This window comes from Prevotella melaninogenica (assembly GCF_018127925.1).
Classification (GTDB): domain Bacteria; phylum Bacteroidota; class Bacteroidia; order Bacteroidales; family Bacteroidaceae; genus Prevotella; species Prevotella melaninogenica_C.
In genome coordinates this window covers 1520562-1541281 of record NZ_CP072348.1, presented here as the reverse complement: position 1 = coordinate 1541281, position 20720 = coordinate 1520562, and the positions used below count along the sequence as shown (strand labels likewise).

16 protein-coding genes are annotated in these 20720 nt (G+C 41.4%); 8 read left to right on the top strand and 8 right to left on the bottom strand.

Going from position 1 to position 20720, the window contains the following annotated elements:
• Positions 1 to 72 precede the first annotated feature (72 nt).
• The 7 genes from J4861_RS11780 (at position 73) to mutS (ending at position 9485) form a co-directional block, all read left to right on the top strand.
• The gene (locus J4861_RS11780) at positions 73 to 882 is read left to right on the top strand and encodes a DUF3108 domain-containing protein (protein WP_211816990.1); all 810 of its coding nucleotides are present in this window, start codon (positions 73 to 75) and stop codon (positions 880 to 882) included.
• Positions 883 to 1184: 302 nt separating this feature from the next.
• On the top strand, positions 1185 to 2288 hold the full coding sequence (gene ychF / locus J4861_RS11775) for a redox-regulated ATPase YchF (RefSeq protein ID WP_004358965.1): 1104 nt from the start codon (positions 1185 to 1187) through the stop codon (positions 2286 to 2288).
• Between the two features lie 71 nt (positions 2289 to 2359).
• Positions 2360 to 3202, top strand: coding sequence for a prolipoprotein diacylglyceryl transferase (gene lgt, locus J4861_RS11770; protein ID WP_211816989.1), 843 nt, complete (start codon positions 2360 to 2362; stop codon positions 3200 to 3202).
• Positions 3203 to 3881: 679 nt separating this feature from the next.
• On the top strand, positions 3882 to 4088 hold the full coding sequence (locus J4861_RS11765) for a hypothetical protein (RefSeq protein WP_211816988.1): 207 nt from the start codon (positions 3882 to 3884) through the stop codon (positions 4086 to 4088).
• Between the two features lie 57 nt (positions 4089 to 4145).
• A complete protein-coding gene (locus J4861_RS11760; protein WP_211816987.1) occupies positions 4146 to 5687 on the top strand; it encodes an Lcl C-terminal domain-containing protein in 1542 nt (513 codons plus the stop codon).
• A gap of 301 nt (positions 5688 to 5988) precedes the next feature.
• The gene (locus tag J4861_RS11755; RefSeq protein WP_211816986.1) at positions 5989 to 6414 is read left to right on the top strand and encodes an HU family DNA-binding protein; all 426 of its coding nucleotides are present in this window, start codon (positions 5989 to 5991) and stop codon (positions 6412 to 6414) included.
• 410 nt (positions 6415 to 6824) lie between these two features.
• Entirely contained in the window at positions 6825 to 9485 is a 2661-nt protein-coding gene (mutS, locus tag J4861_RS11750) for a DNA mismatch repair protein MutS (RefSeq protein WP_211816985.1), read from the top strand.
• A 309-nt stretch (positions 9486 to 9794) separates the two neighbouring features.
• Here the strand turns inward: mutS and J4861_RS11745 are convergent, their stop codons facing one another.
• The 5 genes from J4861_RS11745 to J4861_RS11725 form a co-directional block, all read right to left on the bottom strand.
• Positions 9795 to 12371 carry an outer membrane beta-barrel family protein gene (locus tag J4861_RS11745; RefSeq protein WP_211816984.1) on the bottom strand — a complete coding sequence of 859 codons (2577 nt, stop codon included), beginning with the start codon at positions 12369 to 12371 and terminating at the stop codon, positions 9795 to 9797.
• A 6-nt stretch (positions 12372 to 12377) separates the two neighbouring features.
• Positions 12378 to 13070: a DUF4974 domain-containing protein gene (locus J4861_RS11740; protein WP_211816983.1), complete on the bottom strand. Its 693-nt coding sequence runs from the start codon at positions 13068 to 13070 to the stop codon at positions 12378 to 12380.
• Complete coding sequence (locus tag J4861_RS11735) at positions 13067 to 13564, bottom strand: RNA polymerase sigma factor (protein ID WP_211816982.1); 498 nt, start codon at positions 13562 to 13564, stop codon at positions 13067 to 13069. Before J4861_RS11735 ends, J4861_RS11740 begins: the two co-directional genes overlap by 4 nt.
• 459 nt (positions 13565 to 14023) lie before the next feature.
• Positions 14024 to 14632 (bottom strand): hypothetical protein, encoded by a 609-nt coding sequence (locus tag J4861_RS11730; RefSeq protein WP_211816981.1) that lies wholly within the window; start codon positions 14630 to 14632, stop codon positions 14024 to 14026.
• A 120-nt stretch (positions 14633 to 14752) separates the two neighbouring features.
• A complete protein-coding gene (locus tag J4861_RS11725) occupies positions 14753 to 15247 on the bottom strand; it encodes an RNA polymerase sigma factor (RefSeq protein ID WP_204867381.1) in 495 nt (164 codons plus the stop codon).
• A 1037-nt stretch (positions 15248 to 16284) separates the two neighbouring features.
• On the opposite strand from J4861_RS11725, the gene J4861_RS11720 reads away from it, so the two are divergent.
• The gene (locus J4861_RS11720) at positions 16285 to 17610 is read left to right on the top strand and encodes a reverse transcriptase family protein (RefSeq protein WP_211816980.1); all 1326 of its coding nucleotides are present in this window, start codon (positions 16285 to 16287) and stop codon (positions 17608 to 17610) included.
• A 162-nt stretch (positions 17611 to 17772) separates the two neighbouring features.
• On the opposite strand, the gene J4861_RS11715 is transcribed toward J4861_RS11720, so the two are convergent.
• The 3 genes from J4861_RS11715 to J4861_RS11705 form a co-directional block, all read right to left on the bottom strand.
• Positions 17773 to 18366, bottom strand: coding sequence for an aminotransferase class IV (locus tag J4861_RS11715; protein WP_211816979.1), 594 nt, complete (start codon positions 18364 to 18366; stop codon positions 17773 to 17775).
• Positions 18350 to 19339 (bottom strand): aminodeoxychorismate synthase component I, encoded by a 990-nt coding sequence (locus J4861_RS11710; RefSeq protein ID WP_211816978.1) that lies wholly within the window; start codon positions 19337 to 19339, stop codon positions 18350 to 18352. The genes J4861_RS11715 and J4861_RS11710 overlap by 17 nt, the downstream gene beginning before the upstream one ends.
• Before the next feature lie 148 nt (positions 19340 to 19487).
• On the bottom strand, positions 19488 to 20546 hold the full coding sequence (locus J4861_RS11705) for a sensor histidine kinase (RefSeq protein WP_211816977.1): 1059 nt from the start codon (positions 20544 to 20546) through the stop codon (positions 19488 to 19490).
• Positions 20547 to 20720 lie beyond the last annotated feature (174 nt).

Sequence of the window (20720 nt, the reverse complement as noted above, 5' to 3'; positions counted from 1 at the left end):
CTAAAACATTCTTTTTTCTTTTAAAAGAGAAATAAAGAATAATATTAAAGTTGAACGGATAAAACGGAGAATATGAAAAAGTTGAAGATTTATATAGTTTGTCTCTTTGCGATGATTGCCGTCAGTGCCACCGCACAGTGTACATTCCGTAACACGGCGTTTAGCAGTGGAGAGTATCTTACCTACAACCTTTATTATAATTGGAAGTTTATTTGGGTAAAGGCAGGTACAGCTTCTTGGTACACGGTTTCCTCTACTTATAAGGGTATTCCGGCTTATCGTGCTTCGTTGACGACACGTGGTAATGGTAAGCTTGACGATTACTTTGTATTGCGTGACACATTACTTACTTATAATTCAAAGCAGATGGAGCCACTCTACTTCCGTAAGGGAGCAAGGGAAGGAAAGCGATATACGGTGGATGAGATATTCTATACTTATCCAAATGGTAGGTGTAAGCTACGCCAACATAGAATCAACAACGAAGGAAAACATCAATGGATGGAGAATACATACGATGATTGTTGTTTCGATATGATGAGTATCTTCTTACGTGCACGTAGTTTCAATCCAGAGAACTGGAAGAAAGGTGAGGTGGTGAAGTTCCCTATCGTAGATGGAAATAGTCGCCATGCCGCTCGTATAGTTTATGGTGGTAAGGAGAATATCAAAGCCGACAATAATCATAAGTATCGTTGTTTGCGTCTCACCTATTATGAATATGAGGATGATAAGTGGCGCGAAATTGCTAACTTCTATGTAACGGACGACAGCAACCATATCCCTGTTCGTCTTGATATGAGTTTGAAGTTTGGTTCAGCAAAGGCTTTCCTTGTTTCTATGAAGGGTATCAATAGTCCGATTACATCAGAGATAAAATAGCAAAAAGTTAGGTAAGTTCTTATCTTATATATAAAGAATAAGGGCTTATAACGTACGATATAAAACTATTCCTTATACTTATAGGGGTATAACGTAACACAGGCGTTATGCCCCTATAATCGTATAATAGAGTAGAGATTGAGTTGACTTGAATCTTACCTTATTTCCACTTCTTCTCGCTTATATCGAATTAATTATGTAATTTTGCAGAAAATAAGCAGCATACGATAAAGAGAAAGGAAACTTCCTTTGCGCTCGTTAGCTTTATTTTTGTACAAAAGAAATAAACGTTTATTTAAGATATGGCATTAAAATGTGGTATAGTAGGACTGCCAAACGTAGGTAAGTCTACACTTTTCAACTGCTTGAGCAGTGCCAAAGCACAAGCAGCTAACTTCCCTTTCTGTACGATTGAGCCGAACCTCGGCGTAATTACCGTTCCTGACGAGCGTTTGAATAAGCTCGCTGAGATTGTTCATCCAGGACGAATCGTACCTGCTACCTGTGAGATTGTCGACATTGCAGGACTCGTTAAGGGTGCTTCAAAGGGTGAAGGATTGGGTAATAAGTTCCTTGGCAATATCCGTGAGTGTGATGCTATCATTCATGTAATCCGCTGTTTCGAGGACGATAATGTGGTACGTGAGGGTGGTATGGCTGTCAACCCAATTGAAGATAAGGAAATAATCGATACAGAGTTGCAGCTTAAAGACCTTGAAACCATCGAGGCACAGCTTGCTAAACAGCAGAAAGTTGCTGCAGCAGGTAATAAAGATGCTAAGGTAATGGTATCTGTCTTGGAGGCTTATAAGGAAGTTTTAGAACAGGGTAAGAATGCTCGTAGCGTTGAGTTTGAAAGCAAAGAAGAACAGCAAGCAGCGCACGACCTCTTCCTCCTGACAACAAAACCTGTACTTTACGTTTGCAATGTAGACGAATCAAGTGCTAAGACAGGCAATGAATACAGTCAGATGATTGAGAAGATTGCTGCTGAGGAAGGTGCTGAAGCAATGATTATCGCGGCTAAGACTGAGGAAGATATTGCTTCTTTGGAAAGCTATGAGGATAAGAAAATGTTTCTTGACGAGCTTGGATTGGAAGAAAGCGGTGTGAGCCGACTTATTAATAAGGCATATCATCTGCTCAATCTCCAGACCTTCATCACCGCTGGTGAGATGGAAGTAAAGGCATGGACCTTCCATAAGGGATGGAAAGCTCCGCAGTGTGCGGGTGTTATTCATACCGACTTTGAGAAGGGATTCATCCGTGCAGAGGTCATCAAATACGACGATTACATTAAATATGGTTCTGAGGCAGCTATTCGTGAGGCTGGTAAACTCGGCATCGAAGGTAAGGAATACGTTGTACAAGACGGTGATATCATGCACTTTAGATTTAATGTATAGCCCTATTTAACCCCTCTCTGCTCAGAGAGGGGATAATTATTGGTGCTATCTTCACTTTTAATAGCATAACTATGAACAATCTACTTTATATTGCATGGCAGCCAAGTGAAGTGATTTTCCAGCTTGGTTCTCTTCCTATTCGTTGGTATGGAATGTGTTGGTTAGTAGGTCTTGCCTTGGGATATTTTATGATGCAGTGGCTTTTCAAACGTCATAAATTTCCTCCATCACAGTTTGATCCACTCTTCCTCTATGTCTTCTTTGGCGTATTGCTTGGTGCTCGCTTAGGTCATTGTCTCTTTTATGAGCCAGAGGAGTTCCTCACTTCTTGGAAAGGAATCATGACTATCTTTATTCCTATTCGTGAAATGGCTGACGGTTCATGGAAGTATGTGGGTTATCAAGGACTTGCATCGCATGGTGGAGTAGTCGGATTGCTTATTGCCCTCTTCCTTTATATTCGCAGGACGAAGATGAATACGTGGGTAGTACTTGATTTCTTTGGTATCGTATCTGGTATCACAGCTTGTTTTATTCGCCTTGGAAACCTGATGAATTCAGAGATTATTGGTAAGGTAACAGACGTTCCTTGGGCTTTTATCTTCTATAATGTAGACGATAAACCACGTCATCCAGGACAGCTCTATGAGGCTATTGCCTACTTAATTATCTTCCTTTTTATTTATTTCATATATAGAAAGTATCCGAAGAAAGTGGGTACAGGACTTTATTTCGGACTCTGTCTTTCGCTTATCTTCACCTTCCGTTTCTTCATTGAATATACTAAGGAGATACAAGAAGCATTTGAGGCAGGTCTGCCAATCGATATGGGACAGATATTAAGTATTCCTCTTATTGCCCTCGGTGTATGGTCAATCCTACGCTCAAGAGGCAAGGAAGGAAAACTTCCATAATGCGGTTCTCCTTTTCTATAAAATAATATTCTTCACCCTCCGTTTTTCTGCAAGTTGTTTTGTTCATTCTTCCTCTCACACAGAGAGGGGGCTTGGAGGGTGAAGATTTTTTATAACTTTATTTTTTTATTTCATATATTCTTCTTACCTTTGCAGCCGTGAAACAATTAGCAATGACATATCAGATGAATCCAGCGCAGCAAAGAAACTTTGATTTCTTTGCCTTTTTTAGTGCTTTATATTTGGTAGTTTCAGATATTTTGCTAACACACACACACACACACACACACACAGGCGCACCTAGCGTTTAATCATACTTTTTTTCTTCTATCCTACGCGCGCGCGAAGCGTGGCGTAACCGTTGTAAACAAAGGACTTCACGGAGTTTCCTTTGTTCGCTTTTTTGTGCCCATTTGCGAGCTGTTGAAAAGGCAAAATAAGAACGTTTTAGATACTGATTTTACCACAATAATTCATTGTAATTCTCTAGTAATAGTTTGTTTTCTCTCGTTGATTTCTCGGGCAGGCAGTGGTAAAACGCTGTCTGCCTGTAGAGAGGAAGCGTGCAGACGGTTAAGAGAGATTGGCGAGAAGGTTATCAGGATGTATATAATAAAAGGTGAGCAACAAGGCCACATAGAGAGTAGATAACAACTATTTTTAATCAAATCAAAAAGCAATGAGAAAGAAACAAGAAAAGAAGGATTATTCTGCACCACGTTGCACGATAATCCAAGTAAACGAAACCACTTATTTGATGGACACTTCTTTCCCCAGTCAGCACAACCCAGCCCAGTCAGGCGGAACCTTTGGTGATGCCAAGCAGGCTCCAAGTTGGATGACAGAAAGCGAAGAAGCAACCGAGCAGTCTTCATGGGAAGACTAACAGGGAGAGTTATTAACCAAGTAAAGAAAACAAAATCACAAAAAGAAGAAACAGACAATGAAAAAGAAATTATTCAAGACCCGCCTGCTTTTATTCGCAACTTTATGCGGGCTCACATTAGCGTTTACATCCTGTGCCAATGAAGATGTCGCGCAGAACCCAAATAACACAGATAACGATAAGAACCTGACAACCTTCACAGCAGGTGACCCCTCAACGCGCACTTCAATGGAGAGCGACGGCAAGTTCTTTTGGGAAGCAGGCGACAAGATTTGGGTAAAAGATGATGATGGTACATGGCAACAAAGTAGTAACGCCCCTACAGAAAAGACTGCCAGTTTTAAGTTTAGAGTGCCTGGTAAGTTTACACAAAGCAGCACCTATAAGGTTTACTACCCTGGTAAGAATGGTAATCAAGACCAAGTAACCATCTCTGCAAACCAAAGTCAAGCAGAGCCAAATACAACCACTCACTTCGGTGCAGCAGGCGATTGCGGTATGGCAACAGCAAATAAAGTATCAGGTAAACAACAGTTTGCTTTCACCCTCGATCATAAAGCAGCTTACCTCCTCTTCTTGCCACGTACTAGTAATACAATTTTGCATAATTGCTATTTGACTAAGGTAGAGGTAAATTCTGATGATGATATTACCGATACTTACACTCTCAACTCAACAACAGGTGAACTCACAGGTGCCGGTGCAGGTAAGCAGATTGTTCTCACGACAGGTGGTAGCGGAACATATGCTAACGGCTTCCCTTTAACGAATAATGCTACAAGCGCGGCTACTAACGGTGCTTACGTTGTTATAAAGCCAGGCACTCATACACTCAAGGTTCGTTATTGGGTAAAGGACGTGGCAACAAATGTAGAGGGCACCATAACTAAAACTCTAGCCTCAAAACTGTACGCTCCCAACACTTACTACGATATGACGGCTAACCTCAACGTGAAGAATTACGATGGTGACCATTATTACATGTGGGACGCCCAGGAACAATACTGGAAGGGTCATGAATGGTGGTCAGCCAATAAAGACCAGCCAGTGTTGAACGGTTACAGTAACAGCAACTACGCCCAAAGCAACACTGACTCACGTTACTACAACGAAGCATTTACTCACGGCGTAAGCACCCCCGCTACTCACACCTCATGTAAAGACCTTCCCAACGTGAACGAGATGACGTGGTACGCTGCCAAAGGCGATCCCCATAGGGACTATGACGAGCTATGGACTACTATGGGTCATTTATATAAAGGTGGCATGTGGTTTAAGAAGAAATCACAGATAAGCGGATTCAACGCCAACACAGCCTACGACGGTACAGATTGGCGTACATATGAAAACAGGGACGACTGGCCCGTATCTAATACTCTTCTTTCCGCCGCCGCCGCAGGTAATTATTTCTATCTCCCCGCCTTGGGTTGCTACGAATCTGGTCTGCAGTACTACGTTGGCGAAGTCGGCTGGTATTGGTCGTCTAGTGCTGACCCATCGTACCGCGGCTACGCGTACTGCCTGAACTTCGGCAGTGGTACCGTTTTCTTGGACTACTCCCGCCGCTATTGCGGGTACAGAGTCGACGGGTTTGAGTAGTCCTAAAACCCCACCCCAACCCTCCCCAAAGGGGAGGGAGTGCCTAACGGGGTAAAAGAAGTAAATAAGCAAACCGTTTGAAGAAAATTTCTAACGGGTCGGAAGAGAATTTCTCTACGGTGAGAAATTTACGTACCTACGGTTGGAAAGAAATTTTTCACAAAGGAAAATTTTCTTTCTGACCGTAGGTAATTTTAAGGCTCACCTTTGGCAGTGAAAATAGATGAGGGGGAAGTGAGAATTTCCAAGGCATGGAAATGCCGTAAAAACTTAAATATTTACTTTTAAAAACAAAACAATTATGAAGATTAAACTTCAAAAGAAAAAGAATCCGCAGAAGCGGACAGAGGAAAAGTTCTATGCTAATCCTGTAAATCTTGGTAAGAAAACCTTGCGAGACATTGCGCATGACATTGCGGGGCGTTCTTCGCTGACACGTGGTGATATCGAAAACGTGCTGTCAAATTTCATGGACTGCCTGCCTCATTACCTCCGTGACGGCTTTAGCGTGCAGCTGGGCGAGTTTGGCACGATGCGCTTGACACTTTCAAGCGAGGGGGCTGCAACGGAAAAGGCGTTTAAGACAGAGAATATCAAGCCGCGCGTAACGTTTACGCCGGGTGTAGAACTAAAGGCTGCTTTACGCGAGAACTCGTATGAAACAGTGAAGGAGGAAGAGAAAAAGACGAAAGAAGGTTCTGGTGGTTCTCCGAGCCCATCGGTTTAAGTAAGTTTTTTAAGCTCCTCTTCTAAAGTGAAAGTAAGAAGAGCAAGGAAGTCCTTAAACTAGTTGCTGAAGCGTAATGATTCGGAGTTTGTTAGCTAGGTTAAGAATATAGACGAAAGAGTTCGCGAACAAATCGAAAATTGTTCGCGAACTTTTTTAAGATTGTTCGCGAACAAAATTGAAATTCTTCGCGAACAATTTTTTGTGTTTCTTTTAGAAGAATAATTTTTGAGTATTCTTACCTGTCAGGGTGCCATACTATTTATTAAGAAATAAGGAGTATTGTTGGTTTAATAACCGCCTTATTTTAAAGTTAATATGCTAATTATTTGTGCTTTCCTCCTTATTTTTGTAATTTTGTAAACCTTAGGAAGAAAATAGGAAAAAGATAAAATAAGGAAGTAAAAGATATGGCAAAAGAGGATAAGGGATTAACCCCGATGATGAAACAGTTTTTCTCAATGAAGGCGCAACATCCTGGAGCATTGATGCTATTTAGGTGTGGAGACTTCTATGAGACGTATGGTGAGGATGCTGTGGATTCGTCAAGAATACTCGGTATTACCCTTACACGTCGTAACAACGGTGGTAGTGGTGACTCGATAGAAATGGCTGGTTTCCCTCATCATGCCCTTGACACTTATTTGCCTAAACTCATTCGTGCCGGAAAGCGTGTGGCTATCTGCGACCAATTAGAAGACCCGAAGAAGAAACGTGAAGAAATCAAAGGTAAGAAGGGTCTGACGGCAATGGACAAGATGGTGAAACGTGGCATCACAGAACTTGTTACTCCAGGTGTTGCTATGAGCGATAACGTGCTGAACTATAAGGAAAATAATTTCCTTGCTGCGGTACACTTCGGTAAAGGTTCTTGTGGTGTCAGTTTCTTAGACATATCTACCGGCGAGTTCCTAACCGGTGAAGGCACTTTTGATTACGTCGAAAAACTATTGGGTAACTTCCAACCAAAGGAGGTACTCTTTGACCGTGCGAAGAAACAAGACTTCGAACGCTACTTCGGTACACGCCTTTGTACGTTTGAGATGGACGATTGGGTGTTTACTGATCAGACAGCACGTCAGAAGCTATTGAAGCATTTTGGGACAAAGAACTTAAAGGGTTTCGGTGTTGATCATTTGAACAATGGTGTTATTGCAGCAGGTGCTATTCTGCAGTATTTGGAGATAACACAGCATACACAAATCAATCATATCACTTCATTAGCACGTATCGAAGAAGATAAATACGTGCGTATGGACCGTTTTACCATCCGTTCTTTGGAGTTGATTGCCCCAATGAATGAGGATGGTTCATCACTTTTGAACGTTATCGACAATACCGTTACGCCAATGGGTGGACGTATGTTGCGCCGTTGGATGGTCTTCCCACTGAAAGAAGTAAAGCCTATCAATGAACGTTTAGACGTGGTTGATTATCTCTTCCGAGAGCCAGATTTCCGCGAATGTATCAATGAACAGTTCCATCGCATTGGTGACTTAGAGCGTATTATCTCAAAGGTAGCAGTCGGTCGTGTGTCACCTCGTGAGGTAGTGCAGCTGAAGAATGCTCTTACAGCTATCCAACCCGTCAAGACGGCTTGCCTTTATGCAAAGAGCGATACGCTGAAGAGGATTGGAGAACAGCTGAATCTCTGTGAGTCTTTACGTGATAGAATAGAGAAAGAGATACAGCCTGATCCTCCACAGTTGGTGAATAAAGGCGACGTTATAGCCTTAGGTTATAACCAAGAACTCGATGATTTGCGTTCTATCCGTGACAATGGAAAGCAATATCTGTTGGAGATTCAAGAGAAGGAGATTGCTCAGACAGGTATTACCTCGCTGAAGATAGGATTTAATAACGTGTTCGGCTATTACTTGGAGGTGCGTAATACCTTTAAAGATAAGGTGCCTGAGAATTGGATTCGTAAGCAGACATTAGCGCAGGCAGAGCGTTATATCACCCCTGAACTTAAAGAATACGAGGAGAAGATACTTGGTGCGGATGAGAAGATATTGGCTTTGGAGACTCAGCTTTATATGGAGTTGATACAGGATATGCAGGAGTTTATTCCGCAGATACAGATCAATGCCAATCTTATTGCCCATCTTGACTGTTTGCTTTCGTTTATGAAAGTATCGCAGTTGCAGCGTTATGTGCGTCCAGTAGTGGACGATTCGGAGGTATTAGACATTAAACAGGGTCGCCATCCAGTGATTGAAACACAGTTGCCGATAGGTGAACAATATGTGCCTAATGATGTATTGCTTGATACGGAACACCAACAAATCATGATGATTACGGGTCCGAATATGGCAGGTAAGTCTGCCTTGCTACGTCAAACAGCACTTATCGTACTCTTAGCACAGATTGGTTGCTTTGTTCCTGCTGAACGAGCACGCATCGGAATGGTGGATAAAATCTTCACACGTGTGGGTGCTTCGGATAACATTTCATTAGGAGAATCAACCTTTATGGTCGAGATGACGGAGGCTTCAAACATCCTTAACAACGTCACTCCACGCTCTTTAGTGCTCTTTGATGAGTTAGGTCGTGGTACAAGTACCTACGATGGTATTAGCATTGCATGGGCAATTGTAGAGTATCTGCACGAACATTCGCGTGCACAGGCACGTACCCTCTTTGCTACACACTACCATGAATTGAACGAAATGGAGAAGAATTTCCCACGTATCAAGAACTTCAACGTCTCTGTGAAGGAAGTGGATGGAAAGATAATCTTCGTTCGTAAGTTGGAGAAAGGTGGTAGTGAGCATTCCTTTGGTATTCATGTAGCAGAGATAGCGGGTATGCCTCGTTCTATTGTTAAGCGTGCCAACATTATTCTTAAGGAACTTGAAGCAGACAATGCACAAGTGGGTAGTGTCGGAAAGGCTGCCGTTGAGCGTCTTGACCAGAGCAGAGAAGGTGTTCAACTCTCCTTCTTCCAACTCGATGATCCCGTCCTCACACAGATTCGTGACGAAATACTCGGTCTTGATGTCAATAACCTTACACCTGTTGAAGCCCTTAACAAGCTGAATGATATTAAGAAGATACTGAGAGGGTAAGGCTTAATCAATCTCTCAAATACTTGCCAATTCTTGCAAATTCTTCAAGAACTTGCAAGAATTGGTACTTTCAATTAATGGTTGAAAGATTATGTTGATAAGAGGAAAAAGAGCATAAAAAGACAAAGTAATAAAGTGAACAACTCAGATTAGTTCCTTTGTTACCTTGTCTTTTATGATGTTATTGAAAGGATAACTTGCTTTTTAAAATCTAAATCGTTTCATTAGTTCCTGAACAGATTTTATTTTATTGTCGAACAGATTATTAAGATGCTGACAAGAGTTACTATATAGTTTTTATTTTCTTTCCTACTTTGCGCGCTGTGATTCTGTATCACGGTTGTCATGATAGGTACGATGAACCTGTTTGCCACCAAATGACCATGTAGCACGAAGTCCGATATATCGAGAATGATTATCAAATCGGTTCGTGTTAGTATATTCTTGATAGAATATGGTATTTCGATTGATATTCTGATGGAAGGGATCACCAATGGTAAAACTTATTTTTAAACGGTCGTCTAAACAACTGTATTTAAGGCTCATCCTGAGGTAAGCATAAGAGTCACTTTGAGTTTGTGCAAAATACTCTCGGAACCAGTGTCGATAGCTAACCTCGCCAATGAGTGTCTTCTGATGGTTGAACATAAAAGAGATTGAACCTTCAGCACGCTTACCCCATCCATGTATCTGTAACACGTCCGTTTTGTAATCGGAGTGAGAATCATAGTAATATATTTCTCCTCCTATGTTAAGGTTCAACCATGTCAGGACATTGCGATTATAATTAGCATAGATACCTGTCTTTTCATGGCGCAATCCGTCATAAGGACCAGTTACCTGACTTCCGTTTTCGAGGAATTGGGTTCTCCAACCTGTCTCTCCTTTGCCATAATTGTTGTAGAGGACGGCATAAAGTCCTTTTCCGTTACTATAATTTATCTCCACGTTGCGGGTGTAGGCAGCTGTGAGGTAAGGGTTTCCTGTCATGTAATCAGTGGTGGAAGTATAGATGCGGAAAGGATTGAGGTCATTGAAATTAGGTCGTTCTATTCCCCAATTAGCGGCAAGTGCCAGATTCTGATTATCTTTTAATTGCCAGTTGAGGTGCAGAGTGGGATAGAAACGTCCGTAGTAACTGCGATTGATTTGTCTCTGTGTAAGCTGGTTGCTTTCCGTCCATGTATGTTCGTAGCGTAGTCCAGCTTGTAGCTGAAGCTTTTCTGTGAGCAGTTTCTTTGCTGATAAATAGGCAGCAAGGGTTCGCTCCTTATACAAGAATTCATTACTTTCATCTGCATTGTATCTCCACTGTCCGTTGGCAAAGTTCTCCAGCATCAGACTTGTCTTATTGCGGATAGCTGAGAAAGATGCCCCTGTCTCCATATAGAGATGCTTGAAAGGAAGGGAAAAATCAAGTTTTAAGGCATTTATCTTGTAATTTGCCTTGCTTTTATTGCGTAGTGATTCAGTCATTCCGTTTGTTACCGATACGTTTTCGCTTTGTGTGGGAGCATTGCTGTTGAAGAAATTATAGTTCACATTGAGTGTCTTCTCCAATGAGTCGAGCTTGTATTCTGCATACAGTGTCGTACTTATGTTGTTGTTCCAGACAGCAGGGGCATGGGCTGTCGTAAATGTTGTGTCCCTGTTGAGTGAAACAAACGTGTGATTGGTAGAGGTGTGATTGGCATAGAATGATGTCATGACACCCAGTTCCAAGCGCTTGGTAGCATGATATTTCACGATGGCATCAGCATTATATGACGGCCAGGGGGATATAGTCCGCTTTCTTGTACTGCGTTGATGTCCGTCTTTGAAGTCATAGACAGAATAAGAGTCGTTGATTACTTTATCCAAAGACATTCCCAGACCAGTGGACAGCTCAAGTTTCCTGCTGGCATAGTTGATGTTTATATCCTGGAAATACCTTCCACGGTACTGTCGTTGTACCTCCTCACTGATACTCCCACTCCACCCTTTCGACTGGTCACGCTTCATGACGATGTTGATGTATCCCGCATTGGCTTCTGCCTTATATTTTGCTGGTGGAATAGTTATCACCTCTATACGCTCAATATCTTCTGCCTTCAGGCTGCGGAGTTTTGCCTTTACAGCATCGGCAGTCATTTCAAGGATATGTCCATCAAGCATGATATGAGTATTGCCCTTACCTACGATGCTGAGACTTTCGTCACTGACATTTAGCATTGGTACACGCCCCATCACTTCTATACCATTCATCCCCTTGGAGAAAGGGTCATTATTGACAAGATACTGCAGTCGGTCAACATCATTTTTAATAACCCGGCGCATACCTTTTACTGTCACGGACTTCAGTGTATATGGTTCAGTCTTCATACGGATAGTACCGATATTGCCGACATTAATCAGCTTATAGTAGGTAGCAAATCCAATGAAAGAAACCCGTAGTAAGACCTTCCGTTGACTACATGGTATGACAAAGTCTCCCCCGTTATTGGTCACTCCGCCATTGATGAAACTGGAATCCGATGGATTCAACAAAGCTACATTGGCAAACGGTACAGGCTGGTTGTGCTGATCAACAATGTGTCCGATGACCTTTGTAGGTACTTTCTGTGTACATTCTACGAAGATAAGGCTATCACTGACGGTCATGCGCATGGGATAGAAACCCAATACTTCCCTTATTGCTTCGGGAATGGTGCGGTTACGTAGTTTTACAGTGACTGTAAAGTCTTCTAATTCATTATAAATGAAGTTGATTGTGTACCTTTGGCTGGCATTGTCAATATCAGTCAGCACATGTGGTAGGGATGTCTTATTATAGTTTCGGGTAATATGCTGCGCCTGTACACCACAGACAATCAGTAGCAGTATACCAAGAAAGAGATGCTTTCTCATAGTGTTTTATTCTATGGTGATTGTACTGTCAGCCAAAGTTAGCTGTACTTTTTCAAACATGTTTAGTGTCTCTACTGCGTGTTCTATACTTTGGTCTCTGTTCCAAAGAAAGCGCAAACGTAGCTGTCCTGCTTCTGGGTTACGACAGACAGTTTTTATCCCATAGTAATCTGATATTTCTTGAACAATGTCCTGTAACATAACATTATCAAACTGTTTGGGAGGGAGTATCCCCTCTACTTTCTTTTCTTCCAGCTTGCTATATGTGGCAGTTGTGCGTGTAGAGTCTTTTTCCCTTAATGTTTTTGTATGAGCTATGTTGTTTGTGACTGTAACAGCTGAATCCGTTGCTAACTGTTTTCTACCACCTTTGACAATGCTAACTGCAGCTATGGCAATTCCCGATACAGTGAGAATACCAATAACTACTGCTGCTATCTGTCTGTAATAGCGGTGTATAGGTCTGGAAGTAGACTTCTTTTCCATTACCTTGTCCCATTCCTCTTCTATGATTTCATCTGTCAGTTTATCGGAAGTCCGTCTGTACTCATATGCACTGGTAGTGTCTGATATAAGCTGATACGTTTGCCTCAACTCATCATCACGCAACAGTTCATTAAGCTGTTCATCAGTATATTGGTTAGGATGCTCCATCATGTCAAGCAACCTTTCCATCTGTCCGTAATTATCCTTTTTCATTTCTGGTTGGGATTAAATTGTTCTTTCATCTTCCTAATTGCCTGTATCAAGTGCTTGTAGACAGCAGCTTCGCTGATGCCAACCTGTTCTGCAATGGCTTTATAGGACAGTTGCTTGTCAAAGCGTAGACGGAAGACTGTGCGGGTCTGTGTTGTCAGCTTATTGTCTGCAAAAGCCAATAATTCCATGTAGCAATCAGTCTGGTGCTGTATGGGCGATAAGTCAGGCTCTGTTTCTATTGTCAACAGCTTATTGACATGCTCTTTCATCTGTTTCTGTCTGATGATGTCTAAGCACTGGTTGCGTACACTTACAAGTAGATAAGCGCCTGTTCCTTTCTTAGGTAGGTGGAAATTGTCACGGAACAACCGTACAAATACCTCACTCACGGCATCTTTCGCCTCGTCAGAATCGTGCAGCATTGCCACTGCCAGCTTGAACATTGTGCCGTAGTGCATTCGGAACAGGTGCTCAATGGTTTCTTCTTTCGACATAGATATCTATTCGTTTTTATCTGTTCTCATCCTTATAACGAATGAAAGTGGATTTTCCCAACCCCTTAATACCATAAATTGTCTTTAAAGTTGGAAATGACCTTATTAATTGCTTGTTTTGTACTCAACTTCTGGGTCTTATCGTACTTAGCTAACAAGTCCTAATCTTTTACTAAAAAGCTCCTAATCTTTTACTGAAAAGCTCCTAAGCTTTTACTAAAAAGCTCTTAAGCTTTTACTAAAAAGCTCCAGACAACCCAGCGAATAAGTCCTATCGTACCCAACCGCTGGGTGTAAAATATCTATTTGTTGGGTATAACAATTCTTTAATTGCTACTATAGTTCATTGGGTTTAAGGGAAGAATAAAAGGTTTAAAAAACAGAGTAACATAGGAACAAGCAATAAGTTCTTATGTTACCCTGTACTTTGTTTATATGTTACTCTGTCTTTATTCTTCTTTACTCTGTCTCTTTTTTAAGTTCATCAATCTGTTGGATAATATCGGAATTAATGCGTTGCATACGAAGATATAACCATATACCGATGGCTACTCCGATGATTAAGCCTATTCCACCGCCAACCAGTATACCATAGAACATGGATGTATGGTCTCCTCCCTTCGCAGCACCTGACCCATAGTATGCCTCGATAAAGAACCAAGGAGTCCATATAGTCATTATGGTTGTACCACATAAGAAGGACTTTTTGCGTAATTTCTTCATCCTTTGCATTTGTAAGGAAGCCGCTATGAGGTCGCCATTCAGGAACTCCTTCTTATTAATATGGTTGATATAAGCATCGAAACAAATACTGAAAGTCATAACGAGTATGGTAAATCCGTAGAACCACCACGACATGTTAAACATTATCCGAACTTCATTGTAAGCGTAATAAATAAATAGTAACACTAAGAATGACACCCATGTGTACTTCTTCATAAACGACATCTTATTGAGCATTGACTGTCTGATAAGCTTATCGTTGATAAGTGTTTGGTTATCAAGTTTATTCTTGAGGATATCCAATTGCTGACGCATTTCCTCAAACTCTGTATGCTTTGTTTCCATTGTAGTTTTCTTTTTAATTTGATTGTTAAGTCTTGTAGGGTATTGGGCATATTGGGCTAATTAGACTAATAGGGCTAATAAGGTCAATAGCATTAATACCATACCTTCATGATTACTCCCCTACTCCTCCGTTGTCGTACTCGTTTTCTTCAGTTTCTCTTTGATTCTAAATAGTCTTACGGAGACATTCTTAGTACTGATACCGACGATTTCGCCAATCTCTTCATAGCTCATATTCTCTAACCAAAGCAGGATAATGGCTCGGTCAAAAGGACCTAACTGACTGATACGGCGATTGAGTTGCTGTACCTGTCGGCTATCATCATCACTATCCGTAAAAGGATTGATATTCATCGTAAGTGGAATCGTTTTCCGTTTCCGTTTCTTTCGGTCACATGAGATGCAGGTGTTTAGACTGATACGATAGATCCACGTGCGTACATCGCTTTCTCCTCGGAAGTTCTGCAGACCCTTCCAAAGGTTTATCAATACCTCTTGAAAGAGGTCGTTCACCTCGTCTTCATTCTTCGAGAACATATAGCATACGGTATAAATCGTACTTTTATGTTCTCTCACGATTCGCGAGAAGTCTTGTTCATTTTGTAGGTTGTCCATCTGTTGATAGGTTGATTTTTGTTCATTAGACGCACGTAGTAAATGAAAAACTACACAATTGGGATAAAATTTTTTATTTATCGTGTGCAAAAGTATTGTTTTATGAGGATAAATACAAGTCTTTGCAGGCTTTATTTAGGGTTCTTCCGTTAAATGCATAGATGGTTAATAGAATGTGATTAATCCACATACATAGTATGATTTCTTCCAATAAGATTGTTTTATAAAGGCTCAACACCCAACACCCATCACCCAACACTGGTATAATTGCCCCCAATAAGCTGGTTTAATAAATGGGGATAAACTACATAATAAACGCAATTAGGTGTAATGTTTATCTGTCTTCTACAAACAACTTATTCCTATTAGCCTAATTAGGCTAATAAGCCCAATAAGCCCAATAGGGCTAATAGCCTGTTACTTTGTCATAATTTTTCACATCATAATTTTGAATACATGCTCTTTTGGCTTCTAAAAGACGCCCAATTGACTTGCAATAGGTGCCCTTTTGAAGTCTAACTAACGCCCTTTTGAAGTCCAATTAAGCACCTTTTATTTTGTTACTTTATAACTAACTGATTTCCTGTTGATTACAAACCTGCTTTTTATATGTGTTTTTGCCGTTATTTATAGATGTTTTCTTCGAAATTATGTAATGATTTTTCAAACTCTTATCTGCATATTTTCGAAGTCAAAAAAGAAATGATTTTCAATGCCAGAGGATAATAATAGGATAGATACTTGACTGTCTTAGCTATATTTTTGTATAACGAGTAACTTCCGTTCTTCCGTTAAAGCAATATGAAACACGTCCATACATTTAACGGAAGAAACTGATTTAATGCTTTAAAAGTTTTGATGTTCCGATATTAATATCTATCTTTGCCACAGATAGGAACGTCTGAAAGAATTAGAAGTAGTTTCCGGTGTATTCGCTGGAGTTTGATACGAAGTATCGTTATTATCGTTAACGAAGGTTCACGATAAAAGTAATTCCCTTACAGCGTTCCTATTTTTTTGTTTTTAATAAGTGCACTATGGCAACTAAAACAGTAAATGCAAGAAACTATACAAAGGCTGATTTTGATCGTCGGTTGCGTTATTTAAGTGATTCGCAAGAACTTGCTAAGCTACTGAACGAACTGAGCGAGCCTTATCCCTATTATGTTTTTCGTGCGAAACAACTAAGTTTTTTAGCTGATACCAATAATGTCCAACGACGTTGTAAGACTTTCCTACTTCGTAAGAAGCATGGTGGCTATCGTGAGATTACCGCACCGAAAGGGGCACTTCATGATATCCTGCATGCGTTGAATATAGTTCTTCAGACCTATGACGAGCCTACTCCTTGGGCGTTTGGCTTTGTCTGTGGTCGTTCTGTGGTTGACAATGCACGTCCACATGTGGGAAAACGTTATATTCTGAACCTTGATTTAAAGGATTTCTTCCCCACTATTACACGCCAGCAGGTGGCTGACTGTCTGAAGGCAGAGCCTTTTGGCTTCTCATCATTAGCTGCAAAACTCATCTCTGGGTTGGCTACTGTGCGCACAAAGAACAATGAAGAGGTATTGGCACAGGGCTTTGCCACATCGCCAACACTGTCGAACTTTATTTGTCGGGAGATGGATAAGGAGATAGCGAGCATAGCTACTGCACAAGGCATCACCTTTACCCGTTATGCTGATGACCTCACTTTCAGTGCTGACACAGACATTCTTCGTCCGCAGGGAGAGCTTGTACAGCAGGTTAAGGCTATTGTTGAGCGTTATGGTTTCCAACTGAATGAAGAGAAAACCCACCTACAACGCCGTGGAAGACGGCAGGAGGTAACAGGCTTAATGGTAACTGAAAAGGTGAATGTAAGCCGCCGTTACGTGCGTGAAATCCGTTCCTTGTTGTATATCTGGGAGCGTTATGGTTATGAAGATGCCTGTCAGGCTGCGTGGAAGAGCTACAGGCAGCAGCATGGAAAAACAAAGGGACATCAGCATTGCGTACCTCTTAATGCTGTTCTAAGAGGTAAACTGAACTACATGAAGATGGTACGTGGAGCCGATGACCCACTCTATCAGCGTTTTGTTAGTCGTTATACTGCTTTACAGCAAACAAATAAACGAGAGATAAAAGAGGTGGCATATAAGGCTTATATGGGTAAGTATCTTTCTAATCCAAGCAAAGATAGGAGTAGAGAAAGTACCATCTTCCCAGATGATAATAGCACATGTCGACAGTGTGGAACCATAAGTGGTGATTTTTATGACCCACGAGAAAAGTCGAGACGTATCTTTTCTCTTATAGTGAAGATTATCATTTTCGCTGCGATTATACTTATTTTCATGTATTTTAAGTCACGTAGATAAGCGCTAAAAAGTAGGTTTGTGAGTAGGGTTATCCCTTACTTTGGTCATAAAGGCAACTGTTGTTATCGTATTATTTTCGTGAAGAAAAATATTTTTCTTCATGAAAAAAAATATTTATTGTCATGAAAAAAAATATTTCTTGTCGTGAAAGTAATTCGCTGTTTACCTAATTCTATCAACAGGAAGGATAATTTCTCCCAATGAAATCATGGCATTGAAGAGGCTTATATACTGATAGTTAGGGATGTCTGAAACGCTGATTTCACGCTCTTGAAGCAGTCCACAATCGAGCAGTCGTTGCCGCATTGTACCGCAGAGGAGTGGTGTAGAGGGTGTAAACCATTGTTCGCCATCATAGAGAGCAATGTTAGTATAGGATGTATCTGTAAGGTGATTGTTGCGAACAATAAGTATTTCGTCACAGTCGCCTTGCTGTTTTTTTAGTTCGTTAAGTGCCGAGCGGTCAGTACTCTTATAAGGATAGCTGATGTTATCAGCATAGACAAGGTGCAAGGAGCGGATTTCTCTGCAAGTATAAGGTGTACAAGTAATATCATGGATGCCCTCTTTATCATAGACAAAGCGTAGCTTCGAACATCCCATCGGTAAGCTAACAGCCTTTAGAAGGTCAGCTATGCGCAACGGCTCTGGCTGTCCTAACATCTCTTTTCGTGTGCGGTTCATTCGCTGTTCGTGGTAGGCAAGATTGCAGACACAGCCGTCTACCACCCTTAAAGTCTCAATATATTGGCACATAAACCTTCTCTATCACCTCTTTATATTCGTCATCATTATTACTCTGAGCCGTTATACCGCCCCCAGCCTTATAGTGGAGCTGTCCGTTTTTATCCTGATCAATAAAGCGAATCATCACTGCACTGTCTAATTGTCCTTTGCTATAACAACCCATCACACCCGTATAAAAGCCTCTTTCATACCCCTCAGCCTCATCGATAATCTCCATTGTGCGTGGCTTAGGAGCACCCGTAATGGAGCCAGCAGGGAGCAAACGGAAGAGAAGCGTACCGATGTTCTGACGATAGTCGACAGAGAGCTGTCCTGTAATCTCCGAACTTGTCTGAAGGATTTCACCCTTGTTAGTCGTCAGATGGTCGACATATCGATAGCGTTTCACTTGCACCTTCTCTGCTATCATGCTCAGATCGTTACGGATAAGGTCAACGATAGTAGCGTGTTCGGCCGCCTCCTTCTTATTCTCCATCAGTTCCTTCTCAGCGTCAGGGCGTGTTGCATCAATCGTACCCTTCATTGGGAAGGAACTGATAAGTCCTTCTCTATTGATGCGAACGAATATTTCAGGGGAGAAGCAAACGAATTTCTCTTTCATCCAACAGCGGTATAAGGCCTTTGATCGCATAAAGATATCATGCAGAGAGAGGTTTGTTCGTATGGGAATCTTGCAGGTCAAGTTGGCTAAATAGCTGTCGCCTTCACGCTCTCTTTGCTTGACAAGATTGATGCGGTGCTCATAGTCTTCTCTTGTGGGTGGTTCAGTATGCCATTCGACAGCCTCACTGCTATAGCTTTCGGCCTCTGGTATATTAGAAAGAGTTGGGAAAGAAAAAAGCAGTTCACGTGGGTCTATGTTCGTAAATTCCTCTATGTAGGCGCTATCGGCTCTATAATTAATGATAAAGAAAAAGTCTTTACCTTCCTTGGCCAGCGTGTTCATGCGCTGAATAGCTTGTGTTTGATTATGGAGTAACATGGGTGGAGATAGGGTGATGGGTGTTGGGTGGTGAATGTCGGGTGTTGATGAATTGTTTATATGGGTGTTGGGTGTTGGAGTGATGGGTGTTTGGTGTTGAATGATGGGTGGTGATGAATTGTGCGAGGGAGTGCTGATTACAATTATCTTAGGGCTTAATAATAATCTTGAGGTGGTAAACCTCTGGTGTAATACGCTGTTCAATGTGGTACCTATCAGGATAAATCAGCTCTAAACGGCGGTACATATTCTCTAATCCGATACCCTTTCCACTCTTGTCAGTGTCGTTTTTTGGATAGTTACTGTTCTCACAAAGGAATACTATCTTACCGTTGTCTTCTGTGATGGAGATGTGGACAAACGATGGTTTATTGGCACTTATACCATGCTTAAAGGCATTCTCAACAGGTGTTAGGAATACCAATGGCGCAATGAGTAGTTGTGTGTTATGGATGATGAATTGGCTCTTTATCTCTACATTGCTACCCGACCGTAGTGTCATCAGATTGATGTAGTTCTTGATAAAGGCTATCTCACCATTCAGACTCACCTCCTTAGGCTGTGTCTCATAGAGTGCATAGCGTAGGAGTTCAGACAGTTGACCGATTGCCTTTTGGGCATTGTTGGGACTTGTCTGGGTGAGTGAGGCTATGTTATTGAGCGTATTGAAGAGGAAGTGTGGGTTTAGCTGGTTCTTAAGCCATGCCAATTCGGCTTCCGTCATCTTCTGTTTCTCCTCTCTTAACTGTCTTCTGAGCGTACTATGGCGGATATAATAACGCACGAAGATTGCCGCAACAACCATTGCATAGTTGAGAATCATCCACATCACACCAAACTGATAGAACCCTATTCGTATAGGTGCGTTCGGTAAATCGGCATTATAAATGTTGAAGATATGATGATTCCAAAGGATGATAAACAGTAGATTGATTACCCAGAATGCCCAGTGCTTAATCTTATTCTTTGCTTCAAAGAGATAAGGAACCAGCACATAGAAGTTCGCCATGAAGACAATCAATAACAAGAAGAGTACAAAGGCATTGACACACATGGACTCCTTGGCGGCTTTGACATCATGCTCAAGTAGCATAATGACCAATGACCAGATAGATACAAGGAGCGCATAAATGCCCACCTGTGCGCCAAGAACGGACAGGTTATAGCGACTCAGGCAATACTTCTTTATTTCCTCCAATACCTTCATGTTGCAAAGATAGTCTTTTATAAGGAAAGAAGCAAGCAGAATCTATACTACATTTTTACTTTTTCTTGTTTTAACACAGAAATGTAATTATCGGTAAATCAGTGCTTTATAGGGGTAGATTGTCTCGCTTGTTAGGCAAATAAGTCTAATTGGTACATTCTTTCAAGGTGATTA

Coding starts and splice junctions, on each gene's coding strand:
- J4861_RS11725 (WP_204867381.1), bottom strand. CDS start 15,247: ATGGACAACCTACAAAATGAACAAGACTTCTCGCGAATCGTGAGAGAA.
- J4861_RS11720 (WP_211816980.1), top strand. CDS start 16,285: ATGGCAACTAAAACAGTAAATGCAAGAAACTATACAAAGGCTGATTTT.
- J4861_RS11760 (WP_211816987.1), top strand. CDS start 4,146: ATGAAAAAGAAATTATTCAAGACCCGCCTGCTTTTATTCGCAACTTTA.
- J4861_RS11765 (WP_211816988.1), top strand. CDS start 3,882: ATGAGAAAGAAACAAGAAAAGAAGGATTATTCTGCACCACGTTGCACG.
- J4861_RS11745 (WP_211816984.1), bottom strand. CDS start 12,371: ATGAGAAAGCATCTCTTTCTTGGTATACTGCTACTGATTGTCTGTGGT.
- J4861_RS11715 (WP_211816979.1), bottom strand. CDS start 18,366: ATGTGCCAATATATTGAGACTTTAAGGGTGGTAGACGGCTGTGTCTGC.
- ychF (WP_004358965.1), top strand. CDS start 1,185: ATGGCATTAAAATGTGGTATAGTAGGACTGCCAAACGTAGGTAAGTCT.
- J4861_RS11735 (WP_211816982.1), bottom strand. CDS start 13,564: ATGTCGAAAGAAGAAACCATTGAGCACCTGTTCCGAATGCACTACGGC.
- J4861_RS11755 (WP_211816986.1), top strand. CDS start 5,989: ATGAAGATTAAACTTCAAAAGAAAAAGAATCCGCAGAAGCGGACAGAG.
- J4861_RS11730 (WP_211816981.1), bottom strand. CDS start 14,632: ATGGAAACAAAGCATACAGAGTTTGAGGAAATGCGTCAGCAATTGGAT.
- J4861_RS11740 (WP_211816983.1), bottom strand. CDS start 13,070: ATGAAAAAGGATAATTACGGACAGATGGAAAGGTTGCTTGACATGATG.
- J4861_RS11705 (WP_211816977.1), bottom strand. CDS start 20,546: ATGAAGGTATTGGAGGAAATAAAGAAGTATTGCCTGAGTCGCTATAAC.
- lgt (WP_211816989.1), top strand. CDS start 2,360: ATGAACAATCTACTTTATATTGCATGGCAGCCAAGTGAAGTGATTTTC.
- J4861_RS11710 (WP_211816978.1), bottom strand. CDS start 19,339: ATGTTACTCCATAATCAAACACAAGCTATTCAGCGCATGAACACGCTG.
- J4861_RS11780 (WP_211816990.1), top strand. CDS start 73: ATGAAAAAGTTGAAGATTTATATAGTTTGTCTCTTTGCGATGATTGCC.
- mutS (WP_211816985.1), top strand. CDS start 6,825: ATGGCAAAAGAGGATAAGGGATTAACCCCGATGATGAAACAGTTTTTC.